The sequence below is a fragment of the Streptomyces sp. NPDC086554 genome, assembly GCF_040686095.1.
In the GTDB taxonomy this organism is placed as follows: domain Bacteria; phylum Actinomycetota; class Actinomycetes; order Streptomycetales; family Streptomycetaceae; genus Streptomyces.
In genome coordinates this window covers 265,663-289,016 of sequence record NZ_JBFBJK010000003.1, presented here as the reverse complement: position 1 = coordinate 289,016, position 23,354 = coordinate 265,663, and the positions used below count along the sequence as shown (strand labels likewise).

The window sequence follows — 23,354 nt, the reverse complement described above, 5'->3', positions numbered from 1 at the left end:
CCTCAGCCCTTCAGGCCCGACATGGCCATGCCGTCGATCAGATACCGCTGGAAGGCCAGGAAGAACGCGAGGACCGGCAGCAGCGCGACGAGGGACATGGCGATCATGCCGCCGTAGTTGGCGACGCCCTCCTGGTCGACGAACATCTTCAGGCCCAGCGAGACGGTGTACTTGGAAGGGTCGTTGAGATAGATCAGCGGGCCCATGAAGTCGTTCCAGGAGTTGATGAAGGTGAAGATCGCGCTGGTGATCAGGGCGGGCCTGCACAGCGGCAGCACGATCGACCAGTAGATCCGCAGGTGCCCGCAGCCGTCGAGCCGCGCCGCCTCGTCCAGTTCCCTGGGCAGGTTCCGCATGAACTGCACCATCAGGAAGACGAAGAAGGCGTCGACCGCCAGATATTTGCCGAGCAGCAGCGGCGTATAGGTGTTGATCAGGCCCATCTTCTGGAACATCACGTACTGCGGGATCAGGAGCACGTGGTACGGCAGCAGCAGGGTGCCGATCATCAGCGTGAAGAGGACATTGCGGCCCGCGAACCTGATCCGGGCGAAGGAGTAGCCCGCGAGGGAGCAGGAGAAGAGCACGCCGACTACTGAACCGAGTGCCAGGAAGAGGGAATTGGAGAAGAAGGTGGCGATGGAGATGTCGGCGATGCCGTCGGCGAGTCCTGCGTAGTTCGCGACGATGGGGTCGGTCGGGAACAGGTCGAGGCTGCCGACGATCTCCTCGTTCGGCTTGAACGAGCCACCGATCGCCCAGATCACGGGGTAGAGGACGACGGCGAGGACCGCCAGGGAGCCGATGTGCCAGGCCGCCGAACCGGCCGTGCGTCGATGGCGTACGGGTGAAACGCGGGACGCGCTGCTCAACGGGATCCCTCCTCGTAATGCACCCAGCGCCTCTGGGACCAGAAGAGGACCGCCGTCACGAGCGCCACCGCGAGCAGCAGCATCCAGGCCATGGCGGAAGCGAGGCCCATCCGGCTGTTCTCGAAGCCCTGGACGTAGAGATAGCAGGTGTAGACGAGCGAACCGTCCGCAGGACCACAGGCGTTGCCGCCCGCGCCGCCCCCGACGATGTACGCCGACGCGAAGATCTGGAAGGAGTGGATCGTCTCCAGGAGGACGTTGAAGAAGAGCACCGGGGAAATCATCGGCAGCGTGATGTTCCAGAACCGCCGCCAGGTTCCCGCGCCGTCCATCTCCGCCGCCTCGTACAGCTCGCGCGGCACCTGCTTGAGGCCCGCCAGGAAGATGACCATCGGCGCGCCGAACTGCCAGACGGTGAGCGCGATCAGGCTGTAGATGATCCACTGCGGGTCACCGGTCCAGCCGCCCACGTCCATGCCGAAGATCGCCCGCTGCGTACGGTCCACGATGGCGTCGTCGGAGAAGATCGCCTTCCAGACGACGGCGATCGAGACGCTGGCGCCGAGCAGGGACGGGGCGTAGAACGCGGCCCGGTAGAAGGCCTGTCCGCGTCGCTGCTGGTTGAGCAGCAGCGCCACGCCGAGCGCCGCGGCCAGCTTGAGCGGGGTGCCGACGACGACGTACCAGAGCGTCACCTCGACCGACTTGCGCCAGCGCGGGTCGCCGAACATCTCGGTGAAGTTGTCGAAGCCGATCCACTGGGGGGCGTCGAACAGGTTGTAGTCGGTGAACGCGAAGTAGAGCGAGGCGACCATGGGCCCGGCGGTCAGGATCAGGAAGCCCGCGAGCCACGGCGACATGAAGAGGAACCCGGCCAGGGTCTCGCCCCGCCGTCGCCGCCGCGCGGCGGCGGGGAGGCGCGGACCGCGCGGCGGCTTCTCGGGGGTGGCCGGGGCCACCGGGGTGTGCAGGGACGTCATCGTGCCGCCCATCAGGAGCCGAGCGCGGTCTTGCACTCGGTGAAGAACTGCTTCACCGCTTCGTCCACCGACCGCTCCCCCAGGGCGAGTTCCTCGGCGATGCGCAGGAAGGCGGCCTCGCAGACGTCGGCGCCCGCCGGGTGCGGCGTGATGGTCTCCAGGACACCGGCGTCGACCAGCTGCTGTTCGTACGCGGCGATCTCCTTGTTGACCGAGGCGATCACCTTGTCCTTCTCGTCGGCGGGTTTATACGCCTCGTACTGCGCGGTCGTGGTGGGCACCCCGCGGTCGTAGCCCATGATCTCGGCGACCTCGGGGTCGTGCACCATGAAGTCGATGAACTGCGCCACTTCCTTGGGGTGTTGGGTGCGCTTGGAGCCGCTGAGCATCAGCGAGCCGAGGTACTGCCCCGTCTTCTTGCCGTCGGTGGTCGGGAGCGGTGCGAGGCCGTACTCGCTCTTGCCCTCGGCGGTGTAGCGGACGGTGAAGTTGTCCCAGGTGAACTCGGCGGCGGCGATCTCGGCGGCCACGGCCGACTTCGGCTTGATCTGGGCTACCTTCTTCGGGTCGGCGTAGATCCCCGACTTCACACCGTCGTACCCCTTGGTCCACCACTCCTTGAGGTCGGCCTCGTCGAAGCCGAGACCGTCCTCGGTGAAGAACGCCTTGCCGCGCTGGCGCAGATAGGGGTCGTACAGGTACATGACGCCGTAGAGGCCGCTGTCACCCGCCCTGCCCTGCTTGCGGATCTTCTCCATCGCGGTGTGGAAGTCGTCCCAGGTCCAGCCCGCCTTCGGGGTGACCCCGGCCTTCTCGAAGACCGGCTTGTCGATCACCAGGGCCATGGAGTTGCTGCCGACAGGGACGCCGAGCAGCTTGCCGTCGACCTCGCCGAACTTCTCCAGGCCCGCGCGGAAACCGTCCAGGCGCAGGTTGCCCGCCTTGGCCTGTGCGTTCAGGTCGAGCAGCACGTTGCGCTGGTCGTACTTGCGCAGGAAGCCGATCGCGTTCTGGAAGACGTCCGGCGGATTGCCCCCGGACGCCTGGGTGTTGAACTTCTTCCAGAAGTCGAGGTAGGGCTGGAAGTCCGTCTTCACCTTGATCTTCGGGTACTTCTTCTCGAAGAGCTCGATGGTCCGGTTGATCCGCTTGGCGCGGTCGTCGGAGCCCCACCACGCGTACCGGATGGTGACGGTCCCGTCGCCCGACCCGCTTCCGCCGCCGCAGCCCGCCGCGGTCAGTCCGAGGGCCGCCAACGAGCCGCCGGCCAGTTTCAACAGGCCGCGCCTGTCAACTTCCCCATTCGTCGGCACAGTTCGTCCTCCGTCAGTACATCGGTACGCGATTGAATCGTTACAGGAAAGCGCTTGCTGAGACAAGGTAAGAAGCCGCGATGGGTACGTCAACGGTTCGAGCAGGAACGGTCGAAGCGCTTCGAACAACTCAACGGCTTTTCCTGCACGAAACATTGACGCGGGGCAACGGGCGCCCTAGCTTCATCGCGTCGTACTTCGTACGTCATATATGAGACGCGATACGCGATGACTGCACGACGGCTGCACGACGACTGAGAGCATCGATGAACTTTGCGCCCCACCCCATCCCTTCGCGCACGCAGTACGTGCTCGAAGCGGTCAAACACCGCATCCTCACCGGGCAGTTGGCGCCCGGCAAGACCCTCGTCGAGACCGAGCTCGCCGCGCAGTTCGGGGTCTCCAAGACACCCGTACGGGAGGCGCTGAAGACGCTCGCCGGGACCGGGCTCGTCGTGATGAGCCAGTACAAGGGCGCCACCGTGCGCATGGTGGACGCGGCCATGGCGCAGGAGGTCTACGACGTACGCCTGCTGCTCGAACCGGAGGCGCTGCGGCGTACCGTCCGGGGCGGCGCGGCCCTCCTGGACGAGGCGCGCGACGCGCTGGAGCGGGCGGACAACGCGGCGGACGCGGCCGAACGCTCCCTCGCCAACCGGGAGTTCCACCGCGCGCTCTACATCCCGTGCGGCAATCCGCTGCTCGCCAGGATGCTCGACGACGTACGCGACCAGGCTGCCTTGGTCTCCGCCGTCGCCTGGGCCGCCCAGCCCTCCTGGGAGCGGGAGGCGGCCGAGCACAAGGAGATCCTGCGGCTCGCGCTCGCGGGGGAAGCCGACGCCGCGGCGCGCGGACTCCATGACCACATCGCCTCGTTCGTGCGGCGGGCGTTCCCGGAGGGGGAGCTTTCATGACCGGACCGAGCCACAACTCCCGTTTCGACGCGCTGCGTTCCGCGCTCGCCGACGTCGTCGCGATCCCTGTCACGCCGTTCGCCGATGACGGGTCCGTGGACCGGGACACCTATCGCGCGCTGATACGACGCCTCATCGACGGCGGCGTGCGCACGCTCACGCCGAACGGAAACACGGGCGAGTTCTACGCGCTTGACCCCGAAGAGCGGTTCCTGGTCACCGAGTTGACCATGGAGGAAGTGGCCGGGAGCGGCGCCATCGTCCTGGTCGGTGTCGGCCATGACCTGCCGACCGCGGTCGCCGCCGCCCGGCACGCGCGGGATGCCGGGGCGCACATGGTGATGGTCCATCAGCCGGTGCATCCGTACGTGTCACAGGACGGCTGGGTCGACTACCACCGTGCCGTCGCCGGGGCGGTGCCCGATCTCGGCGTCGTGCCGTACATCCGCAACCCGCGGCTGACCGGTCAACGCCTCGCGGATCTCGGTGAGTTGTGCCCCAATGTGATCGGTGCGAAGTACGCGACGCCGGACGCCGCCGCCTTCGCGGCCTTCGCGCGGGACGCGGGGCTCGACCGCTTCGTGTGGGTGGCGGGGCTCGCCGAGCTGTACGCGCCCGCGTACTGGGCCGTCGGCGCCACCGGCTTCACCTCGGGTCTGGTGAACGTCGCGCCCGAGGTGTCGCTGCGCATGCGCGACGCCCTGCGGTCCTGCGACTATCCGGCGGCCATGGAGGTGTGGGAGCGGATCCGGCGCTTCGAGGAGCTGCGCGCCGCCGACCAGTCGGCGGACAACGTCACCGTCGTCAAGGAGGCGCTCGCCGCGCTCGGTCTGTGCCGCCGCGAGGTGCGCCCGCCGAGCCGGGTGCTTCCCGTCGAGCGGCGCGACGAGGTGGCGGCGCTGGTGAAGGCGTGGGCGATATGAGACCCGACGAACTGCGCAGCCACCAGTGGTACGGCACGGACGGGCTTCGGTCCTTCAGCCACCGGGCGCGCACCCGGCAGCTCGGGTATCTGCCCGAGGAGCATCTGGGCAAGCCCGTCATCGCGGTCCTCAACACCTGGTCCGACATCAACCCCTGCCACGTCCATCTGCGCGACCGCGCCCAGGCGGTCAAGCGCGGGGTGTGGCAGGCGGGCGGATTCCCGCTCGAGTTCCCCGTCTCCACGCTCTCGGAGACCTTCCAGAAGCCGACCCCGATGCTCTACCGGAATCTCCTCGCCATGGAGACCGAGGAACTCCTTCGGTCCTATCCGGTGGACGGCGCGGTGCTGCTCGGCGGCTGCGACAAGACGACGCCCGCCCTGCTCATGGGGGCCGCGAGCGCCGACCTGCCGGCCGTCTTCGTACCGGCAGGGCCCATGCTGCCGGGGCACTGGCGGGGCGAGGTGCTCGGTTCCGGCACCGACATGTGGAAGTACTGGGACGACAAGCGCGCCGGTCTTATCGGCGACTGCGAACTGGCCGAGCTGGAGAGCGGGTTGGCCCGCTCTCCCGGCCACTGCATGACCATGGGGACCGCGTCGACGCTGACCGCGGCGGCCGAGGCCCTCGGCGTAACGATGCCCGGCGCATCCTCCATTCCCGCGGTGGACTCCGGGCACGACCGGATGGCGGCCGCGTCCGGGATGCGGATCGTCGAACTCGTCCACCAGGACGTGAAGTTGTCGAAGCTGCTCACGTGTGAGGCGTACGAGGACGCGGTCGCCACCGTGCTCGCGCTCGGCGGCTCCACCAACGCCGTGATCCACCTGATCGCCATGGCGGGCCGCAGCGGCGTAACGCTGACACTGGACGACTTCGACCGAATCGCGCGGACCGTGCCGGTCTTCGCCAATCTGCGCCCCGGCGGGCAGTACCTCATGGAGGACTTCCACTTCGCGGGCGGACTCCCGGCGTTTCTGGCCCAGTTGACCGACGTGCTCCACCTGGACCGGCCCACCGTCGCGCACGACACCCTGCGCGAGCAGCTCGCGGGCGCCACCGTGCACAATCCCGAGGTCATCCGCCCCCGCGACAGGCCGCTGGCCGACGAGGGCGGGGTGGCGGTCCTGCGCGGCAACCTCTGCCCGGACGGTGCCGTGATCAAGCACATCGCCGCCGAACCGCACCTGCTGCGGCACACCGGCCCCGCGGTCGTCTTCGACGACTACCGGACGATGCAGCGCACCATCAACGACCCCGCGCTCGACATCACCGCCGACCACGTCCTGGTGCTTCGCGGCTCCGGCCCCAAGGGCGGCCCGGGCATGCCCGAGTACGGCATGCTCCCGATCCCCGACCACCTGCTCAAGCAGGGGGTGCGCGACATGGTGCGGATCTCCGACGCGCGGATGAGCGGCACGTCGTACGGCACGTGTGTGCTGCACATCGCGCCCGAGTCGTACGTCGGCGGGCCGCTGGCCCTGGTCCGCACGGGCGACCTGATCACCCTGGACGTCGAGGCTCGATCGCTCCATCTCGACGTGCCCGACGAGGAGTTGGAGCGGCGGCGCGCCGCGTGGACACCGCCGCCCGCGCGCTACGGGCGCGGCTACGGCGCGCTCTACAACGAGCAGATCACACAGGCCGACACCGGCTGCGACTTCGCGTTCCTGGCCCGTGAGGGCGAGGTTCCCGACCCGTACGCGGGCTGAACTCCGATCGCGCTGTGCGCCCTTCTGTTTGTGCGAGATTTCGAACAACGTCTGCGAAGCGCTTCATCTCGCCGACCGTGAAGCAGCCCCTGAAGCAGACCCTGAAGCAGACCCTGAGAACGGAGAAGCAGACATGGCCTCAGCTGTGGCGAAAGCGCCACCGCAGCCACCGCCCCGGCGCCGCACGCCGGGTGCGCGACGGCGCCGGACGGGAGCGACCCCGCGCCGCCTCCCGTATCTGCTGATCGCGCCGGCCGGACTCCTGATGCTTGGCTTCATCGCCTACCCGGTCATCAGCGTCTTCTACTACAGCCTGCGCCACTACAACCCCACCAAGCCCTGGCGGGACGGCTTCGCGGGCTTCGACAACTTCGTCACCGCGTTCACGGAGGACCCACAGTTCTGGCAGACGCTCGGCTTCAGCCTGCAGTGGGTGGCCGTCGAGGTCGTCCTGCAGCTGCTCCTCGGCCTCGGCCTTGCGCTGATCGTCAACCAGACCTTCATCGGACGAGCGATGGCCCGCGCCCTGGTCTTCTCGCCGTGGGCCGTGTCCGGCGTGCTCACCTCGACGATCTGGCTGCTGATCTTCAACTCCCAGACGGGCATCACCCGTTACCTCGCGGACATGGGCATCGGCTCGTACGGGACGTCCTGGCTCTCCGACACCGGCACCGTCTTCCCGGCCGTCGTCGTCGCCGAACTCTGGCGCGGTGTGCCCTTCTTCGCGATCCTCATCCTCGCCGATCTGCAGTCCGTGTCGAAGGACCTGTACGAGGCGGCCGAGGTCGACGGCGCGAGCCGCTTCCGGCAGTTCTTCCACATCACGCTGCCGCACCTCAAGGACGCAATCATCCTCTCCACGCTGCTGCGCGCCGTCTGGGAGTTCAACAACGTCGACCTGCTCTACACCCTCACCGGCGGCGGACCCGCGGGCGAGACGACGACGCTGCCGCTGCGCATCGCGTCCATCGCCGTCGACTCGCACGACTTCGGCTACGCCTCCGCGCTGACGTCCATCGCGTTCGTGATCCTCCTCTTCTGCTCGATGGTCTATCTGCGGCTGAGCAAGTTCGGAGGTCAGGAGAAATGACCACCACCCTGCGGCGCGCCTGGGACGAGGCCCCGCGCCGGCAGATCTATCTGCCGCTCGGCCTCTATCTCCTCTTCACCCTCATCCCGTTCTACTGGATGCTGCTCTTCGCGATCCGCCCTGCGGGCTCCACCTCGCTGCTTCCCTGGCCGATCACGTTCGAGCACTTCGACAAGGTGTGGACCGAGCGGAGCTTCGGGCTCTTCTTCCAGAACAGCCTCGTCGTCGGCGTCCTGTCGATGCTGATGACGACGCTCGTCGCCCTCGCCGGCGGCTACGCCCTGGCCCGCTTCGACTTCAAGATCAAGCGCGGCTTCATGCTGGCGCTGCTGTGCTCGCAGTTCATCCCCGGCGCCCTGATGCTGGTGCCCCTCTTCCAGATCTTCGCCAACCTCCAGATGATCAACTCCCTGGGCAGCGTCATCATCGCCGAGGCCGTCTTCCAGCTGCCGCTCTCGATGATCCTGATCAGCGGCTTCATCAAGAACGTGCCGTACTCCCTGGAAGAGGCCGCCTGGGTCGACGGCTGCGGACGATTCCGCGCCTTCTGCACCGTCGTCCTGCCCCTCCTGCGGCCGGGTCTGATCGCGGTGGGCTCCTTCGCCTTCGTACACAGCTGGAACCACTTCCTGTTCGCCCTGATGTTCCTCTCCAACCAGGACAAGCAGACGATCCCGGTCGGCCTCGCCACCCTGATGGGCGCCGACAGCGTCGACCTCGGCGCGCTCGCCGCGGGCGGCGTCATCGCCGCCCTGCCCGTCGTGATCGTCTTCGCTTTCATCCAGAAGTGGCTGGTCACGGGGTTCAGCGCGGGGGCGGTGAAGGGATGAGAAGCGCTCCGCTGCCGCTCGTCCTCGCCGGTGCGCGCGGGCACGGCCGATGGCACCTCGAGAACATCCGACGCCTCCAACAGGCCGGTCTCGTACGCCTCGTGGGGATCTGCGAGCTCGAACCGCTGAGCGCCGCCGAGCTCGACGGGGTGTACGAGCCTGACGGGGTCGGCGAGCCTGACGTGGCCGGCGCGCCCGCGCAGTCCGCGGACTTCGCGGGCCTCCTCGATGCCACGGGAGCCGCCGTCGCCGTCGTCTGCACGCCCATTCCCACCCACGCCGACCTGGCCGTCGCCGCGGCGGCGCGGGGTGTTCATCTGCTCCTGGAGAAGCCGCCCGCACCGTCGTACGCCGAGTTCCTGCGGATCACCGAAGCGGTGACCGCAGGGGGCGTGGCCTGCCAGGTCGGGTTCCAGTCGCTCGGCTCGCACGCCGTGCCCGCGGTGCGCGCGCTGGTCGCCGACGGTGCGATCGGTGAGCCGATGGGCGTCGGCGCGGCCGGGGCCTGGGCGCGCGACGAGGCGTACTACCGGCGTGCCCCGTGGGCCGGGCGACGCCGCATGGACGGCGTGGACGTCGTGGACGGGGTCCTGACCAACCCCCTCGCCCATGCCGTCGCCACCGCCCTGGCGGTCGACGGGTCCACACGGACCGATGACGTCACGCGGGTGGACACGGAGCTGTTCCGCGCCAACGCCATCGAGTCCGACGACACCTCGTTCGTGGGGATCAGCACCGCGCGCGGCGGCCGCGTCGGTGTCGCCGCGACCCTCTGCGCCGAGCGCCCTGACGAGCCGTACGTCATCGTCCACGGCGCCGAGGGCCGCATCACCTTCTGGTACAAGCAGGACCGGGTGCTCGTGCAGCGCGCCGGGCACGGACCCGATGAGGTCCTGCACGGGCGGACGGACCTCCTGGAGAACCTCGTCGACCATCTCGCGGGCCGCGCCGAGCTGCTGGTTCCGCCGGCGTCGACGGGCGCCTTCATGAAGGTCGTTGAAGCGATACGGCTCGCACCCGACCCGCGCCCCCTCCCGGTCGAGGCCTGGCGCAGCGTGCCCGGTACGGGTGAGAGCGCGGCCCGGCGCCGGGTCGTCCACGGCATCGACGGCATCGTCGCGGCGAGCGCCGACACGCTGTGCGGCTACGCGGAGCTCGGCACGTTCTGGGCCCTGCCCAACGGAAACCCCGCAGCTCGGCTCCCGGCTTCACGGCTCTCCGCCGCTGAGCCTGCGGCCGCTCAGGCCCCTGCCCTCCCGGCCCCGGCCCCTGCCCCTGCCCCTGCCCCTGCCCCTGCCCCTGGGATCCCAGCACCTCAGATCTCCGCAACTAGGCCCGCCACCTCGGGGACACCGGCCCAACAAACCTCCACCACCGAGCCCGCCGCCGCTCGGGGCACCGCCCCGCAGACCCCCACCACACGTCCCACCGCCCCGCGTACCTCCACCCCCGAGCCCTGCCCCTCCGATCCCTCCCCCTCCGAAACCCCACCGAGGTGAGACCCCCATGAACCGGACCTCGACCGACACCGCGCTCCTGCTGCGCTGCTCGGGCCGCACCGTCGGCCGCTACGTCATCCACCCCTCGGTCGGCCCGCGGCTCGCCCCGCGCCCCTACCTCCATCCCGTCCGCACCTTCGGCGGCCTCCCCGTCACCGAGTTCGGTCCCGCCGACCACCCGCACCACCTCGGCGTGGGCGTCGCCGTGCCCGACGCGGCGGGCCGCAACTTCTGGGGCGGCCGCACCTTCGTACGCGATCAGGGGCCCACCGAGCTCGACAACCACGGTGAACAGCGCCACCTGGAGTTCAAGCTGCGCGACCCCGACGGCTTCGTGGAGGAGATCGGCTGGCTCGACGGGGAGTGCGAGCTGCTGCGCGAGCGGCGCACCGTCGCCGTCACGCCCCTCACCACGTCCGCCTGGGCGCTGGACTTCACGTTCTCCCTCACCAATCCCGGCGCCGCGGAGATCTCGATCGGCAGCCCCGCCACCAACGGCCGCCCCGGCGCCGCCTACGGGGGATTCTTCTGGCGCGCCCCCAAGGAGGCGCGGACTCCCGAGGTGTTCACCGCGGACGCCGAGGGGGAGGCCGCCGTGCACGGCGCCCCGGCCGACTGGCTGGCCCTCGCGGGCCACGGCTGGACCCTCGTGTTCGCCGGGGCGACGCCCGAGACGCGGCGCGACCCGTGGTTCGTGCGGACCGCCGAGTATCCGGGCGTCGGCTCCTCGCTCGCGCAGGAGCGGCGCCTGCCGATCGGTCCTGGCGACACCGTCGTACGCCGTGTCGTCACCGTCGTCGCCGACGGCCGCCCGAGCCGGGCCGAGGCCGCGGGGCTCGTCCGCAAGGCGGTGACCGCGTGAGCACGACCATCCTCCACAAGCTGGGTGACCTCGGTGACGGGACCTATCGCAATCCCGTGCTCGCCGCCGACTGGTCCGACCCCGACGTCGTCCGGGTCGGCGACGACTTCTACCTCACCGCGTCAAGCTTCGGCCGCGCCCCGGCGCTGCCGCTGCTCCACTCCCGCGACCTGGTGAACTGGACCCTGATCGGGCACGCCCTTGAGCGCCTGGAACCGGCCGAGGCGTTCGCCGCGCCGCGGCACGACTGCGGGGTGTGGGCGCCGTCGATCCGGCACCACGACGGGCGGTTCTGGATCTTCTGGGGCGACCCCGACCACGGCGTGTTCCAGGTCAACTCCCCCGATATTCGCGGCCCTTGGAGCGCCCCGCATCTCGTCAAGGCGGGCAAGGGGCTGATCGACGCCTGCCCGCTGTGGGACGAGGAGCGCGGCGAGGCGTATCTCGTGCACGCCTGGGCCAAGTCGCGCTCCGGCGTCAAGAATCGCCTCACCGGTCACCGCATGAGCCCCGACGGCCGTGAACTCCTCGACGAGGGACGGGTGTTGGTGGACGCGGACCGCATCCCCGGCTGGTTCACGCTGGAGGGGCCCAAGCTGTACCGCCACGACGGCTGGTTCTGGATCCTCGCCCCGGCCGGCGGTGTGGAGACCGGCTGGCAGGGTGCCTTCCGTTCACGGACCTTCCACGGCCCCTACGAGGAGCGGATCGTCCTGGAGCAGGGCGGCACGGACGTCAACGGCCCGCACCAGGGCGGCTGGGTGAGCACGCCGTCCGGCGACGACTGGTTTCTGCACTTCCAGCAGCGCGGCGCGTACGGCCGGGTCGTCCATCTGCAGCCGATGCGCCGGGGCGCGGACGGCTGGCCGGTGATCGGGAACGACGGCGCCCCCGTCGACGTACACAAGAAGCCCGACCTGCCTCCGCAGCCGGTGTCCGCGCCCGCCACCGACGACGACTTCCCCGGCGGACGCCACGGCCACCAGTGGCAGTGGTCGGCCAACCCCCGTGACGGCTGGGCGACTTCGCACACAGCGGACGGTCTGCGACTGACCTGCGTACGGTCCCCGGACGCCCACGACCTGCGCCGCCTCCCCCACGTTCTGACGCAGCGGCTTCCGCTGACGCCGTGCACCGTCGAGGTCGGCCTTCGGCTCGACGGCACGGCGGCCGACGCCAGGGCCGGTCTTGCCGTGCTCGGCGACGCGTTCAGCTGGATCGGCCTCGAACGCGACGGGGACGGGGCGGTGCGCCTCGTGCACCGGTTCGCCGAGTCCGTCGCCGAGCGTGAGCGCGACGCCGAGCGTCCGCGCCCCGCCCCCGACGGCACCGCGCGGCTGCGCATCGCCATCGCGGACGGCGCACGCTGCCGCTTCTCCGCCGACACCGGCGACGGCTTGTGCCCATCGGGCCAAGTCTTCGCGGCGACACCGTGGCGGTGGGTCGGCGCGCTGCTCGGCCTGTTCGGCACGGCCCCGGCCGGACGCAGCGGCGCCGGGACCGCCCTGTTCACCCACTTCCGGATTACCTCACCTCAATGAAGAGAGCCGACATGAACATCAGCATCCCCCGAAACAGAAGCAGAAGCGGCGGCAGAAGCCGTCGCACGGTGGCCGCCGTCGCCATCGCCGCCTCGCTCGCGCTGACCGCCACCGCCTGTGGCGACGACGGCAGCGGGGCCGGTGGCGACAAGGGCCAGGAGGGCTCGGGCAAGGGCGAGATCACCTTCTGGGACAACAACGGCGGTGTCCGCACCGACGTCTGGAAGGAGATCATCAAGGACTTCGAGGCGAAGAACCCGGACATCCGCGTCAAGTACGTGCCGATCCCCGCCGAGAGCGTCCAGTCCAAGTACGACACCGCCATCCAGGGCGGCGGCCTGCCCGACGTCGGCGGCGTCGGTGCGGCGATGCTCGCCGGGATCTCCGCGCAGAACGCCCTGGAGCCGCTGGACCAGCGGCTCAGCGACAGCTCCCTGGAGGGGAAGCTGAACCCGGGCATGGTCGACAGCGTCCGCGCTGCGGGCGGCGGCAACCGGCTCTTCACGGTGCCGACGTCGGCGAGCAACGGCGTGCTGTACTACCGCACCGACCTCTTCAAGGCGGCCGGTCTTGACGCACCCACCACCTGGGGCAAGTTCTACGAGGCGGCCGAGAAGCTCACCGCCAAGGGCGAGAACAAGTTCGGGTACACGATTCGCGGCGGCGAGGGTTCCATCGCGCAGGCGCTCGACGCGGCTTACGGCCAGTCCGGCATCGGCTCGTTCTGGGACGGCGAGAAGACCACCGTCAACGACCCCAAGAACGTGGCGGCGTTGAAGAAGTACGTCGCGCTCTACAAGAACAACACCCCCGCGGCCGACGTCAACAACGACTTCAAGAAGATGAACGCCCAGTGGGACACGGGCCAGATCGGCATGCTCAGCCACAACCTCGGCTCCTACACCGACCATGTGAAGGCGCTCGGCGTGGGCAAGTTCCGCGGCCTGCCCAACCCCACGACCGACCAGGGCGTACGCGTCCAGGTGTCCAACCCGGTCGACGGGCTCGGCCTGTTCAAGTCCAGCAAGAAGAAGGCGGCCGCCTGGAAGTTCATCGAGTTCGCGGCCTCGCACGAGTCCAACAGCAAGTGGAACAGGTCGGCGGGTGCCATCCCCGCCAACACCGCGGCCTCCAAGGACGCCTGGCTGAACGAGGCCGAGCCGACGAAGCTGGCCGCGGCCGCGCTCAACGACGGCTCCCTGAAGGTCGTGCAGCTGCCGTACTACCTGCCCGACTGGAACACCATCAGCAAGGCCGACAACGAGCCGAACTACCAGAAGGTCCTGCTCGGCAAGATGTCGGCGAAGGACTTCCTCGACACTCTTGCCGAGCAGCTGAACAACGCTCAGGCCGAGTGGAACGACCAGCACAAGTGACGGCGCGCCCGACGCCGTCGGCCTTCGCCCGCTCCGGTGGGGCGCGGCCCGTCACCCTCTACACCGCCGGTGACTCCACCGCCGCGCAGAAGTACACGGACGCGGCTCCCGAGACCGGCCCACGTACCGGGAGTACTTGCAGCAGTACGTCGACGGGGCGCGGTCCCGTGGCGCGCGGCCGGTGCTCGCGGGCGCGGCAAGGGCCGCTGATCTTGCCTTCCCGCTGCCTCATTCCATCGCAGCGGGCGTCAGGGAGATGTTCCAGAAGTCGGCGTAGCGGCCGCCGCGGTGCAGCAGGGCGTCGTGGCTGCCTTCCTCCATGATGTGGCCGCCGTCCAGGAAGACGACGCGGTCGGCGCGTTGGACTGTCCGCATCCGGTGCGCCACCATCACCACCGTGCGGCCCGCCATCAGGCGCTCGATGCCCTCGTGGACAGCCGCCTCGTTGACCGGGTCCAGTGCGGAGGTCACCTCGTCGAGGAGCACGATGGGGGCGTTCTTCAGGAGTGCTCGTGCGATCGAGACTCGTTGGCGTTCGCCGCCCGAGAGCAGTGCGCCGCCCTCGCCTACGTTCGCCGCCCAGCCGTCGGGCAGTCGCTCGATCACCTCGTCGAGGCGTGCCGCGGTCGCTGCCGCGCGGACCTCGGCTTCGTCGGCGTCGGGGCGGCCCAGGCGTACGTTCTCCTCGATCGTGCCGTCGAAGAGATAGACGTCCTGGAAGACGAAGGCGATCTGCGCCATCAGCACCTCCGTGTCGATGGCGCGCACGTCCACGCCTCCCACGCACACCGCGCCGGCGTCCACGTCGTAGAAGCGGGCGAGCAGTTGCAGCAAGGTGCTCTTGCCTGCGCCAGATGGGCCGACTACGGCCAGCCGTTGCCCCTGGGGCACGGACAGGGACGCCCCGTCGAACACCGTGCGCTCGCCATGCCGGAAGGTGACGGACGCGAACTCCAGGTCGTGGCCCGCCGGTTGGACCGGTTCGGCAGGTTCAGGGAGCGGCTCGGTGCGCAGTACCACGTCGAGTTTGACGAGTACGGAACGGGCGCCGCGGAGTTTGCCGCCGATGTCCGTCAGGGAGAGGAGCGGATCCGCGCAGCGGGCGGCGAGGACCAGGATCGTCAGGATCTCCGGCACGCCGGTGTCCCCGTCGAGCGCGAGGTAGGCGGCGAGGACCAACAGGCCGGTGAACATCGCCTGCACCGTGAGGGTCAGGCCGACCGCGCCGGGCAGCGCCGCCAGCGTGGAGCGGCGGGAGGCGCGCTCGACGTCCTGGAGGGAGTCGTCGAGCAGCTGGAAGCGTTCAGCCGTGCGGCCCCCGGCCCGCAGCACCGGCTGGACCTGAAGGTATTCGATGACCCGCCCGGTGGCCTCCTCGTCGCGTTCGGCGCGCTCCGCGTCGCCCGCGGCCATCGAGCGCCCCGTCCAGAGCTGGATCGCCGCCACGATCGGTACGGCGGCCAACGCGGCAAGGCCCATCTGCCAGTTGAAGGCCAGCATCACGACGACGATCGTCAGAGGGGTCACACTGGCGGAGATGAACGGTGCGAGGAGATGCGCGATCACGGCCATCGCCTGCAGGACGCCGCGACTGGCCAGGACGGACACCTCCCCGAGGCGGCCCGCGCCGTACCAGCCGATGGGCAGTCGGGCCAGATGGTCGCCGAGCCGGTGGTACATGCCGCGCAGCAGCGCCGTCCCGACGTGGAAGCCGGACAGGTCGCTGAGGTAGCGCAGCGCCGCGTAGCACGCGATCGCGATCCCGAACGCGGTCAGCCAGGGCCAGGCGTCGTCGGGTGTGCTGCCGAACAGGGCCCGCAGCACGGGGACCAGGAGTGCGTACGACAGGCCCTCGGCGACGGCGGTCGCGGTCATCAGGGCCACGGTGCGTCGGACCGGCCGGGCGTACTCGCGTCCCAGGACGCGCAGGAGCATGCGGATCATCGGGGTTCGTCTCCTTGCGGTACACCGGCATGGGATTCGAGCTCATCGGCGACGGCCGATCGGTGGGACTGCCAGAACGCGGCGAACTTGCCGTCGCGCGCAAGGAGTTCGGCGGGCCTGCCGCGCTCGACGATCTCCCCGTCGTCCAGCATCACGACGGTGTCGGCGTCCCTGATGGTCTCCAGGCGGTGGGCGATGACCAGAATGGTCCGCTCGCCCTCCAGCGTCGCCAGGGCCTGGCGCACCGCGAGTTCGGTCTGCGGGTCGGCGAAGGCGGTCGCCTCGTCGAGCACGAGGACGGGCGTGTCGGCGAGCAGGGCGCGCGCGAGGGAGATCCGCTGCGCCTCGCCGCCCGAGAGTCCTGCGTCCTCGCCGATCACCGACTCGTATCCGCGGGGCAGTTCGAGAATCCTGTCGTGGATGTTCGCGAGGCGGGCGGCGCGCACGACGTCGTCGCGGTCGGCGTGCGGTACGGCGAGGGCGATGTTGTCCGCCACCGACGCGCGCAACAGGCGTACGTCCTGGAAAACGAAGGAGACGGTCCGGTAGAGCTCCCGGCTGCCGAGCTCGCGCAGATCGGCGCCGCCGATGAAGACCGCGCCATGAGTCGGGTCGAAGAACCGCGGAAGGAGCTGGACCAGTGTGGACTTCCCGCTGCCCGACGGGCCGACGATCGCGGTGACCGTCCCCGATTCGAGCATCAGGTCGATCCCGCGCAGCACCTCGCGATCGGCTTCGTAGCCGAATCGGACGTCACGCAGCTCCACGTGGTGCCCCTGCGGTGCGACCGGCTTCGCGGGCTCCGGCAGCGAAGGCACCGCGAGCACGTCCCGGATCCGGCCGACCGCGCGGCGGGCGGCCTGCAACTCGTCGAAGCCGTGGCCGAGGGCCGCCACCGGGGCGGTCAGGCCGAGGCCGAGGAGCAGGAAGGGCAGCAGGTCGGCCGGTGCCAGCTCACCGTCGGTGATCAGCGCCGCGCCGCCGATCAACACGACGAGCAGGACGAACGGCGGCGAGAGCACCAGCTGCATCCCCGCGGCGATCCGGGAGATGCCGTGCACCCAGCGGTGGAACGTACCGACGAAATCGTCCGTGGCCGTGCGGAACTTGCCGTGGGCGCGCTCGGACCCGCCGAACGCCTTGACCACCGAGATGCCCCGCACGAACTCGACGACGGAGCTCGAGATCCGCCCCATGGCCGCGTCGAACTCCTCCTGCTCGCGCAGCCGGGTCGGCGTCATCATCAGGGGTACCAGCGCCACCGCGAGGACCACCGGTATCAGCGTGATCAGGGTGAGCCGCCAGTCGACGGTGAACAGGTAGACGAGCGACACCAGCGGCACCACGAACGCGGAGACGAGTTCACCGGGAGTGTGGGCGATGAACGGGTGCACGGCACTCACGTCCTCCCCCACCACCTTGGCCAGCTCGCCGGTCCGGCGCCGCGAGAACCAGCCGATCGGTACGCGTCCGAGGCGCGCGGCCAGTTGCCGGCGGAACGTCAGTTGCACCTTGCCGTCGACGACATGCCCGATGCCCGACGATGCGGCCGTGAAGAGCAGCCTGACGAACAAGCCGGCCGCACCCGCGATGACGACGGTCCAGACATGACCGCGGTCGATCGGCCCCTGCGACAGCAAGGTGCGTCCCAGTTCGAGGACCGCGAGGAGCGGCGCCAGGCCCGCGACAGCGCCGATGACCTGCAGGATCACCACGCCGGCGAAACTCGGGGCATGCGGGCGAAGGAGTGCCGCCATGTTCTGTCCCGGCGGCTCCGCCACGCCCTGGCCCGGCGGAGCCGCCGAACTCCCCGTCGTACTCGCTCTGTTCGTCATCGCGGACCCCCGTCATCGGCACTGCCTTACGACTTTCCGAACGCGTTCCGAAAGTAGCATCGAGGTTGTCCGCTGTCGACCGCGAAATGCGGAAGCCGCACCGGCTTCACGACGGAGGACGGCCGGACGGCATGATGGGGGCCATGCCCGCATCGCCCCCGTCGCCGCGCCCTCCCGCACCTCAGGGCCGCACCGGCCGCCCGCCCGTGACCTCCCGTGCGCAGATCCTGGCGGCGGCCCGCGAGTTGATCGACCGGGACGGCTGGGAGAAGCTGACCATCCGGCGGCTCGCCGCCGAGCTCGGCATCGGGGCGACGACCCTGTACCACCACATCCAGAGCAAGGACGATCTCCTGCTCCTGCTGCTCAATCACCACGTCGCCCAGATCGAGCACCCCCAACTGCCCGGCGCCCCACGGGAGCGCATCGTCGTGGCCGCCACCGCGCTGCACGACGCGCTCGCCGCCTGGCCATGGGCCGCGGAAGTCCTGTCGGCCGACGGTTTCGTCGGCCTGCTCGACGAATCGGCGATGTGGATGGTCGAAGCCGTCGTGGCCGGAGCCGAGGACCATGGATGCACACCCGAGCAGAGCGTCGACGTCTTCCGCAGCCTCTGGTACTACACCGTCGGCGAGGTGCTCGTCCGCGCCCACTCCGCCCGCCGGCACGCCGCCGGCCATCCCTTCGCCTACCGCGACGACCTGGACCCGTCCCAGGTGCCCCGCCTGGCCGCCATCGGCGTGCGATGGGCCGCGCTGGCCGCACGGGACATCTACCCCCAGGGGCTCCGCGCGTTCGTCGACGGGCTGCTCGCACAGGCCACGTCGGTGACTTCTCCCTGAGCAAGGGTGTCGTCGAGTGCGCGTTGGAAGAAGGCCGCACCCACCGCCCCCGCCAGATGATGTCGCCGCTCCGTCCAGTCCAGGCAGGTGCGCACATGGGCGCGCCGGGAGCCGCGGGGGCGGTGGTCGTCGACGCCGATGTCGCGCAGCCACGCCTTGCCCGATTCGCTGAGCGAAGGCCCGTAGTCCCAGGTCAGCAGTGACCGTTCGGTCATCGCGTCGGTGATCGCGACGGCCACGGCGCCGCCAGGTGGTCGTAGCAGGAGCGGGCGTAGGACAGGGCGCGTCGGCGGTGCGCGTCGGACAGCGAGCGCACCGGGACGGGACGCAGCGGGGCGTGCGAGGCCAGGCTCTCGATCATCTCGGCGGTCGACGATCCCGCGAGGCGCACGTACCGGTGCCGCCCCTGCCGCTCCTCTGCCAACAGCCCGCCCGCGACCAGCTGATGCAGGTGCCCGGTCGCCGTCGACGGCGCGACCCCGGCATGCCGGGCCAGCTCGGTGACCGTCCAGGCGCGGCCGTCGAGCAGGGCCAGGCACATCGAAGCGCGGGTGCGATCGGCAAGGAGACCGGCCAGCGATGCGAGGTCGGGGGCGACGACGCCGTCCGCCGACGGGCTCTGGAGGCGGTGCCCTGCTGACCACCGAGAACCCGGACGGCACGGCGAATCTCGCGCCCATCTCCTCGGCCTGGGCGCTCGGCCACACCGTCGTCATCGGCCTGGGCGCGGAGGGACACACCGCCGCCAATCTCGCGGACCGCCCGGAGCTGGTCGTCAACCTCCCCTCCCCCCGACCTCTGGGCGGCGGTGGAGCGCCTCGCCCCGCTCACCGGCGCGGACCCGGTACCGGCCGCCAAGCGCGGGGTCTACCGCCACGAGCCGGACAAGTTCGCCGCGGCCGGGCTGCACCCGCGGGACCCGACTCCGGCTTCCGGATCATGGAGTGCGAGGTCGTCCGCGTACACGCCGCCCCTTCCTTCGGCCTCGGGGGTGCGGAGCTCGGCCACGGTTTCCGTTCGCAGACGGCGTGACGACCGTCGGGCCACCAGCTACTCGTAGCTGATGTCCGACGCGCTGTACTTGCAGTACGTCCCGTCAGGGCCGCTGCCCGTCTCCTCGGGCTCGTCGCCCGAGTCGTTGCCGGTGTAGCGGACGCACGGCTCGATCTTCTTGTCGTCGTCGCCGTGGATACGGATCCGGCTCAGGGTGGCCGTGTCGCCGTAGTTGGTGTTGATGCCGGCCAGGGACTTGCCGGGCGCGGTCACGTCCACGTCGTCGATGGTGATCGTGCGCTTGTGCTGGGTCGAGCAGTTGCCGCAGGAGCGCACCAGCTTGCCGAAGTCCGAGACCTGGAATCCGGTGACGTTCAGCGTGCCCGCGCCATTGAACTGGAGGACCTTGTCGTCGGCCTGCCTCGCGCCGCCGCCGGTCACCGTGTACGTCGAGCTCGCCGATGTGCCCTTGAACGTCGCCGCGTCCTCGCCGACGTCCTCCCACCACACGTTCTCGATGGTGCAGCTGCCCGAGCAGTGCACGCCGTCGGCGGCCGGCTTGCCGAGCACGACGTTCTTCAGGACCGCGCCGTCCTTCAGCTTGAAGATCGGGTCCTGGCCCTCCTCCTGGCCGTCGCCGCCGAGGTCTCCGCTGCCGTAGAAGCGCTGGAGTTCACCGTCGAAGGTTCCGGACACCTCGATGGTCTCGGTGACGGGCTTGTCGCCGGTGGGGGTCGGCCAGTCGGCGGCGGCCGTGGTGGCCGCTCCCGCCGGGGAGAGCATCACATTGGCGCCGACGGCGGCGCCGGTCAGCAGGAGCGCGCCGCTCGCCGCTCCGACGACGCGGCGGCGGGTGAGGCGGCGCTTGCGGCTCTTGCGCAGTTCGGCTCGTTGCGTGGTCATGGGGACCGTTCTTTCGCTGGGGGGATGTCCTTGCGTCAGGTGGTCTCCACCCGGCCGAAGAAGGTTGCCGCTGCGCGGGAATTTTCTGCCGTGGCCTACGAGGTGCGCGAAAGGCTCCTACGAGGTGCGGGCGAAATCCCCGCGCACCGCCGCCTCGCGCCCCGACGCGGTCGCCTCCGCGGCGTAGGTGTCGTCGCCCGCGTCCCTGTCGCCCTCGGCGTGGTTGTACTGGCCCGCGAAGACGTGCTCCCCCGCCGGGACGGTGCGGCCCGCCTTCAGCGTCCACCGGTAGACCAGGTCGCCGCCCGCCTCGCGTACGGAGACGGAGAAGTCGTCGGCGGGCAGGGAACGCCAGTTGCCCGTGTCGGCGACGCCGCCGGTCTGTGCGACGCGCAGTTCGACGGTGAGCGCGGTGAGCGGCCTGTCGGTCTTGAAGGTGAGGGTGCTCTGCGCCCAGAAGTCGTTGCTCTGCGGGTCGATGGAGCCGTCGCTCCACAGGTAGCCGTCCTCGACCCCCTCGGCGTCGGGGTCCAACGGCTGTGTGGCGGCCGGGGGTTCGGTCTTCCTGGGCGACTGGTCCTTGCTCTCATCCCCGTCCGGCGCGTTCTTCGTCGGCTTGCCCGACGGGCGCGTGGGCTCGGCGGGCGAGTCCGGTTCGGCCGTGGCGCCGTCCGGCGCCGATGAGGAGGGCCGCGGGTCGGCCGGGGTGTCGGGGGCGGCAGGTGTGCCGACGGTGCGGGACGGCTCATCATCGCCGTGGACCACGGAGGCGACGGCGTACCCGCCGAGCGCGAAGACTCCGGCCACGGCGGCCGTCGCGCCCGCGATGCGCAGCCAGGGAGCGGGCCGCGGCGGCCTGGCGCGGGACGAGGCGCCCGGGTGGGCGTCGCGCTCCATGCCGCGCTCGACCCGGGCGAGCATCCGCTCCCGGTCGGGGCGGTGCTCGGCCGCGGCATCGCGCAGCTGCTTGCGTACGTCGTCCATCACTGCCTCCCTCCCACGAGTTGCGACGCGGCACGGTCGCCCAGAAGCCGTTGCAGCTCCGCCATTCCCTTGGACGTCTGGCTCTTCACCGTACCGACCGATACTCCGAGGGTGAGCGCGGTGTCCTTCTCCGACAGGTCGAAGGCGTGCCGCAGGACCACACAGGCCCGCTTACGGAACGGCAGCGTACGCAGCGCCTCCTGGACGTCGACGACAGCAGGTACGTCGGGGTCGTCCACGCCCTCCGAGCGCTGCCCCCAGAACAGGGCCACTCTGCGGCGCTCCCGGACGGCGCTGCGGATGCGGCTGCGCGCCATGTTGGCGACGACACCGCGGGCGTACGCGGCCGGGTGGTCGGCGGCCCGCACCCGGTCCCAGCGGTGCCAGAGCGCGACCAGGGCGTCCGCCGCCAGATCGTCCGCGGCATCCTTCTCGCCGGTCAACAGGTGGGCGAGGCGGGCGAGTTCGGCGTAGTGCCGCTCGAAGAAGTCATGGAACTCCGCCGCGGCTGCGTCGTCGACGGCTGTCCCCACGGGTGACCTCTCTCTGTCCTTGCGCGCGACTCCGCACGCGCGCTGGTGGCCCCCGTGCCGCCGAAGTGCGGTGCGCGAGCATAGCAACGTATGTGCGAGACATCGAACAACGTCCGGAATCCCAGTCAGGTCTGAGCCACGTGGGATCCGTTACAGGCGGCAACCTTTCGCGCCTACTTCGCGTACAGCAGCGTCCCGAAGCCCAGTTGGTCGAACCCGCCACTGTTGGGGCCGTAGTCACCGCCACCACCCTCCGGACGCACCTTCTCCGCGAGGGCGGTGATGTACGGCACGGACAGCCTGCGGCGGCGCGCGTAGTGGAAGTGGAGCAGGTCCCACACCGGGCGGGCCTGGCCGCGTCCCGCGTCGGAGACGACGGTCTGCTCACGGTAGGCGCAGTTGGTGCCCGTTCCCCAGGTGTACTTGGTGAACGGCACGTCCTGGCCCAGGTTGTACTTGGCGACGTACTGGGCAGCCTTCATGAACCGGTTGCCGTCGTGGCCGTAGAGGTCGTCGCCCTGGTTCCAGGCCATCTCGCAGATCGCGCCCATCAGGCCCATGCCCATCACGGTGTGGCCCTGGTCGCGGCCCGACTCCTGCCACTGGGCGAGGCCTTCGCCGTCGTACACGAAGGGGACGGCCTTCTTGATGGAGCCGTTGCCCGCGCCGTTCTTGAAGTAATCCACCGCCCGGTCGTACTTGGCCTTGTCGTCGCAGAGGATGCCGATGGCCATGACCGACGCCATGTTGCACAGATCCCAGTTGGCCCAGTAGTTGGTGATGCAGGCGCCGTTGTGGTTCCTCAGGAAGTCGTCGTTGAGCGGGTAGAAGACCTTGAGCAGCATCGACTTGAAACGGTCGAGGTCGAACCCGTCGTAGCCACGCATGAGTTCGGCCGCGTTGGCGAACTGGTAGCCGTAGATCCCGGCGGCAAGGAACCGGTCGGCGTTGCCCGTCACCCGGGTGAGCGTCGCCGACCAGGCGTTGAGGATGTCGCGTGCGGTGTCGCCGTGGGCGGCCGAACCGCCGATCCGCCAGCGCAGGGCGTTCTGGTACGCGGCGTGGATGTCGTTGTAGAGGGTGGGGTAGTTCTGGCCTTCGCCGCCGCGGATGATCACCGCTCTGGGGTTCGGCTTCCAGGTGGCCGCGGAGTGCGCGTTGGCGGTCAGCTTCTGCCGGCCTGCCGTCCAGGGCGCGGCGCCCGCGGCGACCTTCACCTTGGCGCGATTGAGGTCACCCGCGTTGTGCAGCATGCCGGGGTGGGCGAACGACGCGGGGGCGGCGTCCGCCTTCTCGTCGGTGAGGGCGATGGCGGCGGCGCCGGTGGCGGCACCCGCGACGACGAGGCCGCCGGAGAGTTGAAGCATGCCGCGCCGGCTCAGCCGATGCTTGTTGTCCTGACCCATGG

General features: G+C 70.0%; 18 protein-coding genes and 4 pseudogenes. 12 read left to right on the top strand and 10 right to left on the bottom strand.

Annotation, left to right across the window (positions count from 1 at the left end; translation table 11 throughout):
• Positions 1-2 precede the first annotated feature (2 nt).
• The 3 genes from AB0O76_RS06355 to AB0O76_RS06345 are packed head-to-tail and all read right to left on the bottom strand — an operon-like array spanning position 3 to position 3,165.
• Positions 3-872, bottom strand: a complete 870-nt coding sequence (locus tag AB0O76_RS06355; RefSeq protein WP_365486036.1) for a carbohydrate ABC transporter permease — start codon at positions 870-872, stop codon at positions 3-5.
• The gene (locus tag AB0O76_RS06350) at positions 869-1,852 is read right to left on the bottom strand and encodes a sugar ABC transporter permease (protein ID WP_365486347.1); all 984 of its coding nucleotides are present in this window, start codon (positions 1,850-1,852) and stop codon (positions 869-871) included. Before AB0O76_RS06350 ends, AB0O76_RS06355 begins: the two co-directional genes overlap by 4 nt.
• 11 nt (positions 1,853-1,863) lie before the next feature.
• The gene (locus AB0O76_RS06345) at positions 1,864-3,165 is read right to left on the bottom strand and encodes an extracellular solute-binding protein (RefSeq protein WP_365486034.1); all 1,302 of its coding nucleotides are present in this window, start codon (positions 3,163-3,165) and stop codon (positions 1,864-1,866) included.
• Positions 3,166-3,431: 266 nt separating this feature from the next.
• Here AB0O76_RS06345 and AB0O76_RS06340 point away from each other — a divergent pair, with 266 nt between their 5' ends.
• The 10 genes and pseudogenes from AB0O76_RS06340 to AB0O76_RS06295 form a co-directional block, all read left to right on the top strand.
• On the top strand, positions 3,432-4,079 hold the full coding sequence (locus AB0O76_RS06340) for a GntR family transcriptional regulator (protein WP_365486032.1): 648 nt from the start codon (positions 3,432-3,434) through the stop codon (positions 4,077-4,079).
• On the top strand, positions 4,076-5,002 hold the full coding sequence (locus AB0O76_RS06335; RefSeq protein ID WP_365486030.1) for a dihydrodipicolinate synthase family protein: 927 nt from the start codon (positions 4,076-4,078) through the stop codon (positions 5,000-5,002). The genes AB0O76_RS06340 and AB0O76_RS06335 overlap by 4 nt, the downstream gene beginning before the upstream one ends.
• Positions 4,999-6,714 carry an L-arabinonate dehydratase gene (gene araD / locus AB0O76_RS06330; protein WP_365486028.1) on the top strand — a complete coding sequence of 572 codons (1,716 nt, stop codon included), beginning with the start codon at positions 4,999-5,001 and terminating at the stop codon, positions 6,712-6,714. Before AB0O76_RS06335 ends, araD begins: the two co-directional genes overlap by 4 nt.
• Positions 6,715-6,847: 133 nt before the next feature.
• On the top strand, positions 6,848-7,804 hold the full coding sequence (locus tag AB0O76_RS06325; RefSeq protein ID WP_365486026.1) for a sugar ABC transporter permease: 957 nt from the start codon (positions 6,848-6,850) through the stop codon (positions 7,802-7,804).
• Entirely contained in the window at positions 7,801-8,634 is an 834-nt protein-coding gene (locus tag AB0O76_RS06320; RefSeq protein ID WP_365486025.1) for a carbohydrate ABC transporter permease, read from the top strand. Before AB0O76_RS06325 ends, AB0O76_RS06320 begins: the two co-directional genes overlap by 4 nt.
• Positions 8,631-9,809, top strand: a pseudogene (locus AB0O76_RS06315) (Gfo/Idh/MocA family oxidoreductase); the annotation flags it as partial. The gene AB0O76_RS06320 and the pseudogene AB0O76_RS06315, both read left to right, overlap by 4 nt.
• Before the next feature lie 331 nt (positions 9,810-10,140).
• Positions 10,141-10,995: a PmoA family protein gene (locus AB0O76_RS06310; protein WP_365486024.1), complete on the top strand. Its 855-nt coding sequence runs from the start codon at positions 10,141-10,143 to the stop codon at positions 10,993-10,995.
• Positions 10,992-12,536, top strand: coding sequence for a family 43 glycosylhydrolase (locus AB0O76_RS06305; protein WP_365486022.1), 1,545 nt, complete (start codon positions 10,992-10,994; stop codon positions 12,534-12,536). Before AB0O76_RS06310 ends, AB0O76_RS06305 begins: the two co-directional genes overlap by 4 nt.
• Before the next feature lie 11 nt (positions 12,537-12,547).
• On the top strand, positions 12,548-13,912 hold the full coding sequence (locus AB0O76_RS06300) for a sugar ABC transporter substrate-binding protein (RefSeq protein ID WP_365486020.1): 1,365 nt from the start codon (positions 12,548-12,550) through the stop codon (positions 13,910-13,912).
• Positions 13,909-14,031 (top strand): annotated as a pseudogene (locus AB0O76_RS06295) (rhamnogalacturonan acetylesterase); the annotation flags it as partial. The gene AB0O76_RS06300 and the pseudogene AB0O76_RS06295, both read left to right, overlap by 4 nt.
• 109 nt (positions 14,032-14,140) lie before the next feature.
• On the opposite strand, the gene AB0O76_RS06290 reads toward AB0O76_RS06295, so the two are convergent.
• Both AB0O76_RS06290 and AB0O76_RS06285 read right to left on the bottom strand, forming a co-directional pair.
• On the bottom strand, positions 14,141-15,856 hold the full coding sequence (locus AB0O76_RS06290) for an ABC transporter ATP-binding protein (protein ID WP_365486018.1): 1,716 nt from the start codon (positions 15,854-15,856) through the stop codon (positions 14,141-14,143).
• Positions 15,853-17,634: pseudogene (locus AB0O76_RS06285) on the bottom strand (ABC transporter ATP-binding protein); the annotation flags it as partial. The pseudogene AB0O76_RS06285 and the gene AB0O76_RS06290, both read right to left, overlap by 4 nt.
• Positions 17,635-17,834: 200 nt before the next feature.
• Between AB0O76_RS06285 and AB0O76_RS06280 the strand changes: the two are divergent.
• Entirely contained in the window at positions 17,835-18,533 is a 699-nt protein-coding gene (locus tag AB0O76_RS06280) for a helix-turn-helix domain-containing protein (protein WP_365486016.1), read from the top strand.
• Positions 18,534-18,565: 32 nt separating this feature from the next.
• Here AB0O76_RS06280 and AB0O76_RS06275 read toward each other — a convergent pair.
• A pseudogene (locus AB0O76_RS06275) lies at positions 18,566-19,074 on the bottom strand (helix-turn-helix domain-containing protein); the annotation flags it as partial.
• Between the two features lie 38 nt (positions 19,075-19,112).
• Between AB0O76_RS06275 and AB0O76_RS06270 the strand changes: the two are divergent.
• The gene (locus tag AB0O76_RS06270) at positions 19,113-19,565 is read left to right on the top strand and encodes a hypothetical protein (RefSeq protein ID WP_365486014.1); all 453 of its coding nucleotides are present in this window, start codon (positions 19,113-19,115) and stop codon (positions 19,563-19,565) included.
• 18 nt (positions 19,566-19,583) lie between these two features.
• Here the strand turns inward: AB0O76_RS06270 and AB0O76_RS06265 are convergent, their stop codons facing one another.
• From AB0O76_RS06265 to AB0O76_RS06250, 4 genes are all read right to left on the bottom strand, one after another.
• Entirely contained in the window at positions 19,584-20,429 is an 846-nt protein-coding gene (locus tag AB0O76_RS06265; RefSeq protein WP_365486012.1) for a pectate lyase, read from the bottom strand.
• Positions 20,430-20,546: 117 nt separating this feature from the next.
• Complete coding sequence (locus tag AB0O76_RS06260) at positions 20,547-21,413, bottom strand: hypothetical protein (RefSeq protein WP_365486010.1); 867 nt, start codon at positions 21,411-21,413, stop codon at positions 20,547-20,549.
• Entirely contained in the window at positions 21,413-21,946 is a 534-nt protein-coding gene (locus AB0O76_RS06255; RefSeq protein ID WP_365486008.1) for a SigE family RNA polymerase sigma factor, read from the bottom strand. Before AB0O76_RS06255 ends, AB0O76_RS06260 begins: the two co-directional genes overlap by 1 nt.
• A gap of 173 nt (positions 21,947-22,119) precedes the next feature.
• On the bottom strand, positions 22,120-23,352 hold the full coding sequence (locus AB0O76_RS06250) for an alginate lyase family protein (RefSeq protein WP_365486006.1): 1,233 nt from the start codon (positions 23,350-23,352) through the stop codon (positions 22,120-22,122).
• Positions 23,353-23,354 lie beyond the last annotated feature (2 nt).